We start from the raw sequence: 14,550 nt of genomic DNA, 5'->3' as shown, positions 1-14,550 counted from the left end.
CCCCCACTAAAGCGCAAATTGGCGTAATTTACGAATAATCGGTTCATTGGCCGGCGGAAAATCGTCCGTACTCAACGCGTTCTGCGCGATCCACCGTCCCGGCTGTCCTTCTTTCCCCCACGGTTCGCCATCCCAGCGTTCAACCAGCCAAAACCACAGCGTAATGTGTCTATCCGGGAATTGATATTCCAGAGTGTCGAATAGTGTCACCTGTGTTGGCGTAATCCCCACCTCTTCCTGTAGCTCCCGGATCAACGCCTGCTCTGGTGTTTCGCCGGCTTCAATTTTTCCGCCGGGAAATTCCAGCTTGTTCGCCATATGCGCATCAGCGGCGCGTCGGGTGATAAAAATTTCGTCGTTCGGGTTGCGGATAATCCCAACCGCGATTTGCAGTTTTTTCATCTTGTTGCATCCATAAAAAAGGCGCAGTCGCCTGCGCCTTTTTATCTGTGTTCAATGCCAGGCCGAATAAGCGTAGCGCCCTTCGGCAATAATGCCAGCACCGACCGGATGGCAACACATTATGTCTTATCAGGCCGGTAAGTTTATCGCATTAGCTCAGGCGACCGTGACACTGTTTGTATTTCTTACCGGAACCACAAGGGCAAGGATCGTTACGTCCAATCTTACGTTCGCCGGTTTGGGCGGCCAGATCGGCAGCCACGGCGGCATCGTCATCCTGATGGCTTAGCTGCTGCATCTGCGCCAGGCGCTCCGCCTCTTCGCGACGCTGCATTTCCATCGCTTCGACCTCTTCAGGCATACGTACCTGGACTTTGCTCAGGGTACTGATCACTTCATATTTCAGCGATTCCAGCATCGCGGCGAACATAGCGAAGGATTCGCGCTTGTATTCCTGCTTCGGATCTTTTTGCGCATAGCCGCGCAGATGAATACCCTGACGCAGGTAATCCATCGCCGCCAGGTGCTCTTTCCACAGGGAATCGAGCGTTTGCAGCATCACGCCTTTTTCGAAATGACGCATCATTTCAGCGCCAACCACCTCTTCTTTACGCTGATACACCTCGATGGACTGCGCCAGGATGCGCTCACGCAGCGTCTCCTCATGCAGCTCCGGCTCTTTATCCAGCCATTCGGCAATCGGCATCTCCAGGTCGAAGTCGTTTTTCAGGCGTTCCTGCAAACCCGGGATATCCCACATCTCTTCCAGCGACTGCGGCGGAATGTAGGCGTCGATAGTCGCCTTAAAGACATCTTCGCGAATGCTGTTAATGGTGTCGCTCACGTCAGACACATCCAGCAGTTCGTTACGCTGAGTATAAATTGCACGACGCTGATCGTTCGCCACATCATCATATTCCAGCAGTTGCTTACGAATATCGAAGTTACGGCTTTCTACTTTACGCTGCGCGTTAGCGATAGCTTTCGTCACCCACGGGTGCTCAATCGCTTCGCCCGGCTTCATCCCCAGTTTACGCATCATACCGGAGACACGATCGGAGGCGAAAATACGCATCAGCGCATCTTCCATCGACAGGTAGAAACGGGAAGAACCCGGATCGCCCTGGCGACCGGAACGGCCACGCAGCTGGTTGTCGATACGGCGGGATTCATGGCGCTCGGTGCCAATGATATGCAGGCCGCCGGCAGCCAGAACCGCGTCATGGCGTACCTGCCAGTCCGCTTTAATCTGCGCAATCTGTTCTTCCGTCGGCGCTTCCAGCGCAGCGACTTCCGCCTGCCAGCTACCGCCCAGCATAATATCGGTACCACGACCCGCCATGTTGGTAGCGATAGTGACCGCCGCTGGATAACCAGCCTGCGCAACGATGCCTGCTTCGTTGGCGTGGAATTTTGCGTTCAGTACGTTATGTTTGATGCCCGCTTTGGTCAGCTCTCTGGAGACCACTTCAGATTTCTCGATAGAAATCGTCCCGACCAGCACTGGCTGACCGTTCGCGGTACGCTCTTTAATATCTTCGATAATGGCCTGGATTTTTTCCGCTTCGGTCATGTAGACCAGATCCGGCAAATCTTTACGGATCATCGGACGGTTGGTCGGAACAACGACGGTGTCCAGCTTATAGATAGAGCTAAATTCGAAGGCTTCAGTATCCGCCGTACCGGTCATACCGGCCAGCTTTTCATACAGACGGAAGTAGTTCTGGAAGGTAATAGACGCCAGCGTCTGGTTTTCATTCTGAATTTCAACGCCTTCTTTCGCTTCTACCGCCTGGTGCAGACCGTCAGACCAGCGACGCCCCTGCATGGTACGACCGGTATGTTCATCAACAATGATGACTTCGCCGTCTTTCACAATGTAATCCACGTCACGGGTAAACAGCGCGTGCGCGCGCAGCGCGGCGGTGACGTGATGCATCAGCATAATATTGCCAGGCGAGTAGAGCGACTCGCCCTCATCCATAATGCCTTCTTGCACCAGTAGCTCTTCAATCAGCACCAGACCGCGTTCGGTCAGGTTAACCTGGCGCGCTTTCTCATCAACGGAGAAGTGGCCTTCGCCCTGGAAAGTGTCAGAATCTTCTTTCTCCTGACGAATCAGGTGCGGAATGATTTTGTTCACTTTTTTGTACATTTCCGAGCTATCTTCCGCCGGGCCGGAAATAATCAGCGGCGTACGCGCTTCATCGATCAGGATGGAGTCAACCTCATCCACCAGCGCATAATGCAGTTTACGCTGCACGCGCTCTTCCGGGCTGAACGCCATGTTGTCGCGCAGGTAGTCAAAACCGTATTCGTTGTTAGTGCCGTAAGTGATGTCGGCAGCGTAAGCTTCACGTTTGGCTGGCGCAGGCATACCTGGCAGGTTGATACCAACGGACATACCGAGGAATTCGAATAGCGGACGGTTGTTTTCGGCGTCACGCTGCGCCAGATAGTCGTTCACGGTCACCACATGAACGCCTTTGCCGGACAGCGCGTTCAGGTAGGCTGGCAGCGTTGCGGTCAGCGTTTTACCTTCACCAGTACGCATTTCGGCGATACAGCGATCGTTGAGCACCATACCACCCAATAGCTGAACGTCGAAGTGACGCATCCCAAAGACGCGTTTACTGGCTTCACGCACCACCGCGAACGCTTCCGGAATCAGGCTCTCTACGCTTTCGCCTTTTTCAATACGGGCACGAAATTCGTTGGTTTTCGCTTTCAGTTCGTCATCGGAGAGTTTTTCCATCTCCGGTTCCATCGCATTAATAAGGCTGACGGCCTTACGCATACGACGCAGCGTACGATCGTTACGGCTACCGAATACTTTGGTTAATAATTTGATTAGCATAATAAAGTCTCAAATGCCCCGCGCCGCGGAGCTATAAATAAAGTAAAAGGGTCTTTTTTCGTTAGCTGAGACGTTGCGGACCGGCGCGGATACCCTGCGCCTGACTTATCCAGGCCGGGATGCTAAATGCGGTTTGTGGCGCAAAATACGCCAGGGAGAGGCGACGAACAATCGCCGGCGGCGTGCCCTCCTGCGTGAGCATCGCGCTGAGCGTATTCAGTAAGGCGATATGATGCGCCTGTAATGGCGACGGCGCGTCGGCAACGGGCAGCGTTTGCGGCGCCATTGCAAAAGAAAGGTGGCGAATCACCGTGCGAATAGCGTGCTGATGCCAGTAATCTACGGTGAAATTGGGACGACGGTTAGAGGCTTCTAACAGCGCAAGATGGCTAAAGTTAACTTTAGACGCGGTGCTGGCGGTCGTCCTTGCAGGCGTATTGGTTTCAGCGGCGTTACTGAGCGCGGGCAAACCAAAACTCGCCGCGACCATCCCTAATAAGAGATGCGGCCAGAAGTATCGTCTGCCTAACTGTCGCCAGCGCGTCAGTATTCCACTCACGTCATTGCCACCTGATATGCCCCTCATGGGCTTACGGAATCAAAACAATTTGCGCACAAATCTTATCATTAAAGCGTACGCGCTACAGCAGTAATGACGAGAAGCTAAGGTGAAAATCGGCTAAGAAAACAGCGAACGCGCCGTGTTTCCATTTAACCCTGTCAAAATGGCTGTATTAAGGAAAGCGCAGATAAAGGATAGTAAAAAAAACGACTGGCTCGCCTGGCCGGAGAGAGTGCCAGGTTAACCAGTCGAATTTTATACGACAGCGTATGTCGTTATGCCAGTACCGTCGAAGGCGCTTTGAAAGCCAACGGCAGTTCTGCGTCGTCCTGGAAGGTCACAAACTCCCAGGCTTCCTGTTTTGCCAGGACTGCCTGTAACAATTTGTTATTCAATGCGTGACCGGATTTATACGCGGTAAACGCACCAATAATATTGTGACCACACATGAACAAGTCACCGATCGCGTCGAGCATTTTGTGACGAACGAATTCATCTTCAAAACGCAGGCCGTCTTCGTTCAATACGCGATAATCGTCAACAACGATGGCACAATCGAAGCTGCCGCCCAGGCACAGGCCGCGGGACTGCAGATATTCGATATCACGCATAAAACCGAAGGTACGCGCACGGCTGATCTGGCGCATGAACGCATCCGCAGAGAAGTTCATCGCGTAGCGCTGGCTGCTGGAATCGATCGCCGGATGGTTAAAGTCGATGGTGAAATCCAACGTAAAACCATTGTACGGTCTGAATTCAGCCCATTTATCGCCATCTTCAACCCGAACAGTCTCTTTGATGCGTACGAATTTTTTGGCGCAGTTCAGTTCATCAATACCGGCGTCAAGCAGCAGGTAGACAAACGGAGCGGCACTGCCATCCATGATCGGGATTTCCGGGGCATTAACCTCAATAACGATGTTATCGATACCTAAGCCCGCCAGAGCAGCGTTCAGGTGCTCAACGGTTGAAATCCGTACATCATGCTCATTCACCAGACACGTACAGAGCATGGTATCACGCACAGATTTGGCATCGGCCGGGAAATCTACCGGTGGATTCAAGTCGGTGCGACGATAGATGACCCCGGTATTGGCCGGCGCAGGGCGTAATGTCAGGGTGACTTTTTTGCCGGTGTGTAAACCGACGCCAGTCGCCTGAACGATACGTTTAAGTGTCCTTTGTTTGATCATCGTATAATCTCGCCAAATTACCTATCCAACCGAAGTGTACTATACATTCGGCGGGCCAGTTTAGCACAAAGAGCCCAGAATCCCAAATTCCAGCTAATTCTTAATCAGCTTGCTTACGCAGGAATGCGGGGATATCCAGATAATCCGGCTCTTTCGCCGCCTGTGGTGTATTGTCGTTAACCACTTTCGCGACCGTTTTTTGCTCCTGCGTCAGCGGCGCCATACCGTGCTGCTGATAACGATCCAACACCGGCTGCTGCACCTGTTTATTGGTGACCAGAGTGATTTCAGGACGCTTGTCCATACCAATTCCAGTGGCAACAACGGTCACGCGCAGTTCGTCGTTCATATCCGGGTCCAGAGAGGTACCGATAACCACGGTGGCGTTATCCGACGCAAACGTGCGAATGGTGTTACCGACGGTTTCAAACTCGTCCAGACGCAGGTCGAAGCCCGCCGTAATGTTGACCAACACGCCGCGCGCGCCGGACAGGTCGATATCTTCCAGCAGCGGAGAAGAAATAGCCATTTCAGCCGCTTCTTCCGCACGGTCTTCACCGCTCGCCACGCCGGAGCCCATCATTGCGTAGCCCATTTCAGACATCACGGTACGCACGTCAGCAAAGTCAACGTTCATCAGGCCCGGGCGGGTGATCAGCTCTGCGATACCCTGAACCGCGCCTTTCAGCACGTCGTTAGCCGCGCCGAACGCGTCGAGCAGGGAGATGCCACGGCCCAGCACTTTCAGCAGCTTGTCGTTCGGGATGGTGATCAACGAGTCCACATGCTTGGACAGCTCGGTGATACCCTGCTCCGCAAATGCCATGCGCTTTTTGCCTTCAAAATTGAAAGGCTTAGTCACCACGGCAACGGTCAGAATACCTAAATCTTTTGCCACTTCAGCAACCACTGGCGCCGCGCCGGTTCCGGTACCGCCGCCCATGCCTGCCGCAATAAATACCATGTCTGCGCCTTCAAGCGCCGCACGCAGCGCTTCACGGTCTTCGTCCGCCGCGTTACGACCGACTTCCGGGTTAGCGCCAGCGCCCAGACCTTTGGTAATGCCGCTACCAATTTGAATGGTCTGGCCAACCGCCGTTTTACGCAACGCCTGAGCGTCGGTATTCACCGCGAAGAATTCAACACCTTCGATGCGCTCGCGCACCATGTGTTCAACAGCGTTACCGCCGCCACCACCGACGCCGATGACTTTAATCACCGCGTCGTTGGTTAGTTCCATAGGTTCAAACATAATCTCTCTCCGTCATGTGCCTGTCGCCTGAGGCCGTAATATCTGGCGGCCTCATAAAAATTAAAACTCTTTTCGCAGCCAGCTATTAAGTCGCTTGATCCACGAGCCAACTGATGCCGTAACACGTTTTTCCACTTCTGCTTCACCGTTTAAGTGGGACTCTTTCCCGTAGTGAAGCAATCCCACCGCCGTTGAGTAATACGGCTCCTGGGCATAATCCGTCAAACCGGTGATATTCAGCGGCGCGCCGATACGCACCTGCGTATGAAACACGCGCTGAGCGCAAGCAGCAAGCCCTTCGATTTGCGCCGCGCCGCCGGTTAACACAATCCCCGCCGCCAGGTGATGTTTTACCCCTTGTTGGCGAAGCTGTTCCTGTAATTGCAATATCTCTTCGTTGACCAGATTGAGCAGCTCGGTGTAACGCGGCTCAATCACTTCCGCCAGCGTCTGACGTTGCAGGCTGCGCGGCGGACGCCCGCCTACGCTCGGTACTTCAACGCTTTCGTCTTTACCGACGATGGAACCCAGCGCGCAACCGTGGCGGACTTTAATGGCTTCAGCATCGCTCGGCGGCGTACCAAAGGCATAAGCGATATCGCTGGTCACCACGTTCCCCGCGTAAGGGATCACTTTGGTATGACGCAGCGCGCCGCCAGTATAAACGGCGATATCCATTGTACCACCACCGATATCCACGACACAGACGCCCAGTTCACGTTCATCTTCCGTTAACACGGAATAACTGGCCGCCAGTCCGGCAAATATCAGTTGGTCAACTTTCAGACCACAACGTTCCACAGCTTTGACAATGTTTTTTGCCATATCGTTGTGGCAGGTAATCAAATGTACTTTCGCCTGCATACGCACGCCGGAAAGACCGACCGGATTTTTAATGCCTTCCTGGTAGTCAATGGCATACTCCTGAGGAATCACATGCAGCACGCGATGTTCATCGCGCACGCGCACTGACTTCGCAGTATGCACGACGTTTTCCACATCTTCTTGCGTCACTTCCTCTTCGGAAATGGGCACCATACCAATTTCATTCTGACAGCTAATATGTTTGCCGGAAAGCGCCAGATATACCGAGGAGATCTGGCAATCGGCCATCAATTCCGCCTGGTCAATGGCGCGCTGAACGCATTTCACCACTGACTCAAGGTCATTCACCCCGCCTTTATCCATACCCCGCGATGGGCAACTGCCCACGCCAATGATATTGACCATACCGTCGGGCAGAACTTCCCCTACTAAAGCGGCAACTTTCGCGGTGCCAATCTCCAGTCCTACTACCAGTTTTCTGTCCGTCGCCTTGATCATTGTTGTTCTGCCTGTGCCTGATTCTGTTGCTGATTAGATTCCTCAGGGGGGAGCGGCGCCCAGCCAACTGCCGCACCTGAGTCATAACGCAAATCAACGTAGCTAATCCGTTTGCCATCGGTTTGCGCCTGCTGCTGTAAAACCGGATAGAGTTCTACAAAGCGAGCCAACCTTTTCATCGTATCGCCCCTGCCGAGATTGAGCTTAATGCCGTTATTAAGCGTCAATTGCCAGGAGCGACGTGCGGTCATCGCCGCTTCCTTTAGAGTGAATTTATCCTTAGCCAGCACCTGCCCCATCTCGCGGTATCCCTGCAACACTTCACTCGCGCTGCCTTCCGGGCCATACAACATGGGTAAAACCTGTTTGCCGATGCGGTCTGACGGCACGCTGAAGGTGTTCCCTTCAGCATCGACCATATGTTGATCATTCCAACGCGCAATCGGCACATATTCAACCAGATGAATCTTCAATTCATCAGGCCACTGTTTTCTGACGCTGGCCTGTTTAATCCACGGCAAACGCTCAATCTGGCTCTGGATAATGTTCACATCCTGCGTCATGAAGGTTCCCGGCGCGCCCAGAGCCAGTATCGCCTGACGGATATCATCGTTACGCGTGTAGTGACGCTCGCCGGTTAATACCAGCTTTGATAACGGTAAACGCTGCGCATCTTCCATCCACCCTAACACGACCCACCCGCTAACAAACACGGTGCACAGTACCGTCAGCAGGAATAAAATTCCTGCAAGACGCGTTCCATTATTGCGGCGTGAAGAAGGCGTCTCTTCATCACTGTTTCGCGTGTTCAGCGCAGCCTGCGACATATCAGTCCGCCAACTCCAGAATTCGTACCACTAACTGCGAGAAGCTCATTCCCGCCTGACGCGCCGCCATCGGCACCAGACTATGGCTGGTCATCCCCGGAGAAGTATTGGCTTCCAGCAGATAAAACTGACCATCGCTGTCCAGCATGACGTCAATACGCCCCCATCCCGTGCAGCCTAAAGCTTTCCATGCCTGCAGGACGAGAGACTGTAGCGCGGCTTCCTGGGACGCTTCTAAACCGGCAGGGCAGAAATACTGAGTCTCATCAGAGAGATACTTCGCCTCATAATCATAGAAGGTTCCTGCCGGTTGGATACGAATTGACGGTAAAATTTCTTCGCCAACTATCGCCACCGTAAATTCCGGACCGCACAGCCATTTCTCAATCAGTATTTCGTCATCATGCTGAAAAGCCAATGATAACGCACCCTGTAAAGCATTTTCTTCTACTACTTTCGTCATACCGACGCTGGAGCCTTCACGGCTGGGTTTGACGATCAGCGGTAAACCCAGCGCCGAAATTCGCGCTTTTTGTTCTTCGCTAAGGCCTTTTTCAAACTCAGCGCGCGTCAGCGCGACCCACGGGGCAACCGGTAAGCCTGCGCCCTGCCACAGCAATTTACTGCGCAGTTTATCCATTGAAAGCGCCGAGGCCATCACGCCGCTGCCGGTATAAGGCAGGCCGAGCAGTTCAAGCATTCCCTGTAAGGTGCCATCTTCACCGCCACGGCCATGCAACGCAATAAAGACCTTCTGAAAGCCCATTGCTTTAAGCTGCGCGACATCGACCTCTTGCGGATCGACGGGATGCGCATCAATACCGCCTTCACGTAACCCGGCCAACACTGCCGAGCCGGAATTTAACGAAACGTCCCGCTCCGCAGAGGTTCCGCCCAACAGGACCGCGATTTTATCAGCCATGTTGCTCTTCCTCCTGGATTTGCGGCTTCAGCTTGATTTCAGATAAGTAACGCGCAATTTTGCCAACATTTCCTGCGCCTTGCACTAATATCAAGTCGTTACCCGTCAGCACCGGCGCTAACATTGTCGCAACCTGAGCCGGATCGGAAACCAGAATCGGGTCAATTTTTCCCCGATTACGAATCGTACGACATAAAGAACGGCTATCCGCGCCCGGAATCGGCGCTTCGCCCGCCGGGTAAACGTCCAGCATCAGCAGCGCATCGACCTGGGTCAGCACATTGGCGAAATCGTCATACAGATCGCGCGTGCGCGTGTAACGGTGCGGCTGAAACAGCATCACCAGTTTTTTATCCGGCCACCCTGCTCGCGCAGCTTTAATGGTGGCGTCTACTTCAGTCGGATGATGGCCATAGTCATCCACCAGCATCGCTGTCCCGGCTTTACCATTCACCGGCTCAAGCGGGAACTCGCCGAGGAAGTCAAAACGACGCCCGGTCCCCTGGAAGCTTTCCAGCGCGCGCAGGATAGCGTCATCGTCAATGCCTTCTTCGGTCGCTACCGCCACTGCCGCAGCGGCATTCAGGGCATTGTGGCGACCCGGCGCATTCAACGTGACATGCAGATCCGGCATTCCCTGGCGCAACAGCGTAAAGTGCCCCTGCGGCCCTATCTGCTGATAATCTTCTACGCGGACGTCAGCATCCTCGCTAAAGCCATACGTCGTGGTCTGACGCCCCACCCGCGGCAGCAGCTCGCGGATGACCGGATCATCGACGCACATTACCGCGCGACCGTAGAACGGCAGGTTATGCAGGAAGTTAATAAACGTCTGCTTTAAATTTTCAAAGTCGCCATGATAGGTATCCATATGGTCGGCTTCGATGTTGGTGACGATCGCAACCATCGGCTGCAAATGCAGGAAGGATGCGTCGCTCTCATCTGCCTCGGCAATCAGGTAACGACTATGGCCCAGACGCGCATGAACGCCTGCGGCTTTCACCAATCCGCCATTCACGAAAGTCGGGTCCAGCCCCGCTTCGGCATAAATACTGGACACCATCGCGGTCGTTGTGGTTTTTCCGTGCGTCCCGGCAATGGCGATGCCGTGGCGAAAACGCATCAGTTCCGCCAGCATTTCCGCACGGCGAATAACCGGAATACGCGCTTCATGCGCCGCGACAATTTCCGGGTTATCCGCGGAAATTGCGCTGGAAACGACGACCACGCTGGCATCACGCACATTTTCCGGACGATGGTTAAAGAAAATCGTCGCCCCCAGGCTCGTCAACTGCTGGGTCACCGGATTCGGCGCTAAATCGGAACCACTGATCTGATACCCTTCATTGGCCAGAACTTCGGCAATACCGCCCATACCAGCACCACCGATGCCGACAAAGTGAATGTGCCGAACGCGACGCATTTCGGGCACGATGGAACGCAGTTTTGCCAGTTGTTGTGTATTCATTCTTTACGCCATTAACTCCAATACCCGCCATACTTCAAATTGTAGATGCGTTGGCTTGCCTGCAACCCAAATTATTGAGGGTAGAAAAACCCTGCGATGCAAAAGGCACCGCCACAAATTATGTCCGGGCAACCCGGCTGACTTCACTGGCGACGCGCTCGGTAGCATCCGGAATGGATACCGCGCGGGCACGCTCCGCCATGGTTAACAACGCCTCGCGCGACCACCCCGCCAGGGTGTCGGCGACAGCCTCTACAGTAAACTGCGGCTGCTCAAAAATCTTAGCTGCGCCGGCGTTTTCTAACGGCAGCGCATTCCAGTACTGCTGCCTGTCTTTATGCTGAAACGGCACGAATATCGCCGGTAACCCGGCGGCGGCGATCTCGCTCACCGTTAAAGCGCCGGAACGGCACACCACCACATCCGCCCACGCATAGGCGGCGGCCATGTCATCGATAAATTCCGTTACCTTATGCTGCGGTTGTCCCACCCCGGCATACGCCTGCTCTACCGTGTGCTGCGCGCCTTTTCCGCTTTGATGCCAGATTGTAACCGTATCGCCCAGTCTGGCGGCAACCTGCGGCATCGTCTGGTTCAGGACTCGCGCCCCCTGAGAACCGCCGACCACCAACACGCGAATCGGGCCGTCACGACCGGCCAGACGCTCCTGCGGCAACGGCAACGCCAGTACGTCGGTACGCACCGGGTTACCCACCACTTCCGCGTTCGGAAACGCACCGGGAAACGCCTGCATCACCGTGGTCGCGATTTTGGCCAGCCACTGATTGGTTAGCCCGGCGATACCGTTTTGCTCATGCAAAACGACCGGAATACCCAATGACCAGGCGGCAAGACCGCCGGGGCCGGAAACATAACCGCCCATTCCCAGCACGACATCCGGCTTAAATCGCTTCATGATCGCCCGCGCCTGCCGCCAGGCGTTAAAAATCCGCAGCGGCGCCGCCAGAAGCGCTTTTACGCCTTTACCGCGCAGACCGGAGATCCGAATAAAGTCAATGTCGATGCCATGCTTCGGCACTAAATCCGCTTCCATACGATCGGCGGTGCCCAGCCAGCGAACCTGCCAGCCCTGGGCCATTAAATGATGCGCAACGGCCAGTCCCGGGAACACGTGCCCGCCGGTACCGCCCGCCATCACCATTAACCGCTTCGGTTGACCACTCATCGAGAACCTCGTGTAAACGCCTGCGCTTTTTCCAGACGCGTTTCATAATCAATACGTAATAAAAACATAATGGCCGTCGACATAATCAACAGACTCGACCCGCCATAACTGATCAGCGGCAGCGTAAGACCTTTGGTCGGCAGCATCCCCGCGGCCGCGCCAACGTTTACCAGCGCCTGGAAACTAAACCAGATACCGATAGAACACGCTAAAAATCCGGAAAAACGGTGGTCAATCTCCAATGCCTTACGGCCAATCGACATCGCGCGAAAAGCGACGAAGAATACCATTAAAAGCGCCAATACCACACCGATATAACCCAGTTCTTCCCCAATAATGGCGAAGATGAAATCGGTGTGCGCCTCCGGCAAATACTCCAGTTTCTGCACCGAATTCCCCAGCCCTTGCCCCCATATCTCACCGCGACCAAAAGCCATCAGCGACTGCGTCAGCTGATAACCGCTGCCGAACGGATCTTCCCAGGGGTTCCAGAACGAGGTAACGCGACGAATACGATACGGTTCGGCGAGGATTAACAGAATCACCGCCGAGATGCCCATCCCGATAATGGCGATGAACTGCCATAATTTCGCCCCGGCGAGAAACAGCATCGCCAGCGTGGTGACAAACAGTACGACCACCGTCCCGAGGTCAGGCTGCGCCAGCAGTAACACCGCCAGCACCAGAATCACGCCCATTGGTTTTAAAAAGCCGCGCAGGTTATTTCGCACCTCATCAACCTTACGCACCAGATAGTTCGCGAGGTAGCAGAACAGCGACAGCTTGGTAAACTCCGCAGGCTGAATACGCAGCGGCCCCAGCGCAATCCAGCGCGACGCCCCGTTGACCGAGCTCCCGACGACCAGCACGATAAGCAGCATAATGATCGACGCAATCAGCATCGTCGTGCTGTATTTTTGCCAGAAGGTCATGGGCAAACGTAGCGTGACCATCGCCAGACAAAATGCCAGGAAGATATAGAGCGCATCACGTTTGGCAAACAAAAACGGATCGTTCGCCAGGCGCTGCCCGACTGGCATGGAGGCCGACGTCACCATGACAAAACCAATCGCCGCCAGCCCGAAGGTCAGCCATAGCAGCGTGCGGTCATACATGATCAGACTGTCGGCGTCTTTATCGCGCGAAGCCATCACCCAGCCTTTAAGCGCCGCAAACAGCCAGGCCAGGAGGCCAAAGCCTGGTACGCGCGGCATTCTCAGACGGGGGAGAGATAAACGCATCAACCTAACTCCTTCGCCAGACGGGTAAAGACATCGCCCCGTTGCTCAAAATTTTTAAACTGATCGAGGCTGGCGCAGGCGGGCGACAGCAGCACCATATCACCCGGCTGAACGCGCGGCGCCAGCAAACGCATCGCCTCTTCCATCGTCTCAGTCTGTTGGGCGATTTCCGGACGCAGTGCGGCAAGCTGCGCGCCATCGCGCCCAAAGCAATACAGGCGGATACGATCGCCGGTCAGATAGCGTGTCAGCGGAGAAAAGTCTGCCGACTTACCGTCGCCGCCCAGCAGCAGATGTAGCGTACCGTCCACATGCAAACCGTTTAGCGCCGCTTCGGTACTGCCGACGTTGGTCGCTTTCGAGTCGTTGATCCAACGTACGCCGTTATGCTCCAACGCCAGCTGGAAGCGATGCGCCAGACCGGTAAATGTCGTCAACGCCTTCAAACTGCTGGCGCGCGGCAGACCTACGGCATCCGCCAGCGCCAGCGCCGCTAACGCGTTGGTATAGTTATGCTGACCGGAAAGCTTCATCTCTTTCACGTTCAGCACCTTCTCGCCTTTGACTCGCAGCCAGGTTTCGCCCTGCTGACGATTAAGGTGATAATCACCCATATTGACGCCAAAGCTGACGCATCGTTCATCGGCCCCGCGAACCGGCATCGTCAACGCGTCATCGGCATTCACTACGCACACTTTCGCCTTCTCGTAGACGCGCAGTTTCGCCGCCCGGTACTGTTGCAAACCAAACGGATACCGGTCCATATGATCTTCAGTGACGTTGAGCACCGTTGCCGCCGCCGCTTGCAAACTTGAGGTAGTTTCCAGTTGGAAACTGGATAATTCCAGCACGTACAATTCGCGATCGGCATCCAGCAGCATCAGCGCCGGAAGACCGATATTGCCGCCAACGCCGACATTGACGCCCGCCGCTTTCGCCATCTCGCCCACTAAGGTGGTCACGGTGCTTTTGCCGTTCGAGCCGGTGATGGCCACAATCGGCTCCTGCGCTTCGCGGCAAAACAGTTCGATATCGCCGACAATTTCCACTCCAGCGCTGGCGGCAGCGCTAAGAGAGGGATGTGCCAGAGCAATACCAGGGCTGGCGACGATTAAATCCGCCGCTAAGAGCCACTCGTCGTTCAGGCCGCCAACGTGACGCTCAACCTCTTGCGGCAGCTTATCCAGACCCGGCGGCGTCACGCGAGTATCCATCACCCGCGGCGTCACGCCGCGGGCGAGAAAAAAGTCCACGCAAGAGAGTCCGGTTAAGCCCAGACCAATAATGACGACGTTTTTGTCCTGGTAATCAGCCATG

At 54.8% G+C, this 14,550-nt stretch carries 12 protein-coding genes; all 12 read right to left on the bottom strand.

The features are described 5' to 3' along the window. Positions 1–6: 6 nt before the first annotated feature. Entirely contained in the window at positions 7–402 is a 396-nt protein-coding gene (gene mutT / locus ACLJRU_RS10370; protein WP_000736062.1) for an 8-oxo-dGTP diphosphatase MutT, read from the bottom strand. A gap of 151 nt (positions 403–553) precedes the next feature. Next, positions 554–3,259: a preprotein translocase subunit SecA gene (gene secA / locus ACLJRU_RS10365; RefSeq protein WP_000905756.1), complete on the bottom strand. Its 2,706-nt coding sequence runs from the start codon at positions 3,257–3,259 to the stop codon at positions 554–556. Positions 3,260–3,320: 61 nt separating this feature from the next. After that, positions 3,321–3,818 carry a secA translation cis-regulator SecM gene (gene secM / locus ACLJRU_RS10360; protein ID WP_000014336.1) on the bottom strand — a complete coding sequence of 166 codons (498 nt, stop codon included), beginning with the start codon at positions 3,816–3,818 and terminating at the stop codon, positions 3,321–3,323. A gap of 278 nt (positions 3,819–4,096) precedes the next feature. Then, complete coding sequence (gene lpxC / locus ACLJRU_RS10355) at positions 4,097–5,014, bottom strand: UDP-3-O-acyl-N-acetylglucosamine deacetylase (protein ID WP_000595487.1); 918 nt, start codon at positions 5,012–5,014, stop codon at positions 4,097–4,099. A 100-nt stretch (positions 5,015–5,114) separates the two neighbouring features. Further along, positions 5,115–6,266, bottom strand: a complete 1,152-nt coding sequence (ftsZ, locus tag ACLJRU_RS10350) for a cell division protein FtsZ (RefSeq protein WP_023234812.1) — start codon at positions 6,264–6,266, stop codon at positions 5,115–5,117. 60 nt (positions 6,267–6,326) lie between these two features. After that, positions 6,327–7,589, bottom strand: a complete 1,263-nt coding sequence (gene ftsA / locus ACLJRU_RS10345) for a cell division protein FtsA (protein WP_000588463.1) — start codon at positions 7,587–7,589, stop codon at positions 6,327–6,329. After that, positions 7,586–8,416 (bottom strand): cell division protein FtsQ, encoded by an 831-nt coding sequence (gene ftsQ / locus ACLJRU_RS10340; RefSeq protein WP_000075728.1) that lies wholly within the window; start codon positions 8,414–8,416, stop codon positions 7,586–7,588. The genes ftsA and ftsQ overlap by 4 nt, the downstream gene beginning before the upstream one ends. A 1-nt stretch (position 8,417) precedes the next feature. Further along, complete coding sequence (locus ACLJRU_RS10335; protein ID WP_001538986.1) at positions 8,418–9,338, bottom strand: D-alanine--D-alanine ligase; 921 nt, start codon at positions 9,336–9,338, stop codon at positions 8,418–8,420. After that, positions 9,331–10,806, bottom strand: coding sequence for a UDP-N-acetylmuramate--L-alanine ligase (gene murC, locus ACLJRU_RS10330; RefSeq protein WP_001096071.1), 1,476 nt, complete (start codon positions 10,804–10,806; stop codon positions 9,331–9,333). The genes ACLJRU_RS10335 and murC overlap by 8 nt, the downstream gene beginning before the upstream one ends. 118 nt (positions 10,807–10,924) lie before the next feature. Next, a complete protein-coding gene (gene murG, locus ACLJRU_RS10325) occupies positions 10,925–11,992 on the bottom strand; it encodes an undecaprenyldiphospho-muramoylpentapeptide beta-N-acetylglucosaminyltransferase (protein WP_000016611.1) in 1,068 nt (355 codons plus the stop codon). Beyond that, on the bottom strand, positions 11,989–13,233 hold the full coding sequence (gene ftsW / locus ACLJRU_RS10320) for a cell division protein FtsW (RefSeq protein ID WP_001239803.1): 1,245 nt from the start codon (positions 13,231–13,233) through the stop codon (positions 11,989–11,991). Before ftsW ends, murG begins: the two co-directional genes overlap by 4 nt. Then, on the bottom strand, positions 13,233–14,549 hold the full coding sequence (murD, locus tag ACLJRU_RS10315; RefSeq protein WP_000796446.1) for a UDP-N-acetylmuramoyl-L-alanine--D-glutamate ligase: 1,317 nt from the start codon (positions 14,547–14,549) through the stop codon (positions 13,233–13,235). The genes ftsW and murD overlap by 1 nt, the downstream gene beginning before the upstream one ends. Position 14,550: the final 1 nt, after the last annotated feature.

This window comes from Salmonella sp. SAL00653, from assembly GCF_046552515.1.
Classification (GTDB): Bacteria; Pseudomonadota; Gammaproteobacteria; order Enterobacterales; family Enterobacteriaceae; genus Salmonella; species Salmonella enterica.
This window is presented reverse-complemented; position numbering and strand designations above follow the sequence as displayed.

Excerpts from the sequence above, each read along its gene's own strand:
- ACLJRU_RS10335 (WP_001538986.1), bottom strand. The coding sequence starts at position 9,338 with ATGGCTGATAAAATCGCGGTCCTGTTGGGCGGAACCTCTGCGGAGCGG.
- secA (WP_000905756.1), bottom strand. The coding sequence starts at position 3,259 with ATGCTAATCAAATTATTAACCAAAGTATTCGGTAGCCGTAACGATCGT.
- murD (WP_000796446.1), bottom strand. The coding sequence starts at position 14,549 with ATGGCTGATTACCAGGACAAAAACGTCGTCATTATTGGTCTGGGCTTA.
- mutT (WP_000736062.1), bottom strand. The coding sequence starts at position 402 with ATGAAAAAACTGCAAATCGCGGTTGGGATTATCCGCAACCCGAACGAC.
- lpxC (WP_000595487.1), bottom strand. The coding sequence starts at position 5,014 with ATGATCAAACAAAGGACACTTAAACGTATCGTTCAGGCGACTGGCGTC.
- murG (WP_000016611.1), bottom strand. The coding sequence starts at position 11,992 with ATGAGTGGTCAACCGAAGCGGTTAATGGTGATGGCGGGCGGTACCGGC.
- ftsW (WP_001239803.1), bottom strand. The coding sequence starts at position 13,233 with ATGCGTTTATCTCTCCCCCGTCTGAGAATGCCGCGCGTACCAGGCTTT.
- ftsA (WP_000588463.1), bottom strand. The coding sequence starts at position 7,589 with ATGATCAAGGCGACGGACAGAAAACTGGTAGTAGGACTGGAGATTGGC.
- ftsZ (WP_023234812.1), bottom strand. The coding sequence starts at position 6,266 with ATGTTTGAACCTATGGAACTAACCAACGACGCGGTGATTAAAGTCATC.
- murC (WP_001096071.1), bottom strand. The coding sequence starts at position 10,806 with ATGAATACACAACAACTGGCAAAACTGCGTTCCATCGTGCCCGAAATG.
- ftsQ (WP_000075728.1), bottom strand. The coding sequence starts at position 8,416 with ATGTCGCAGGCTGCGCTGAACACGCGAAACAGTGATGAAGAGACGCCT.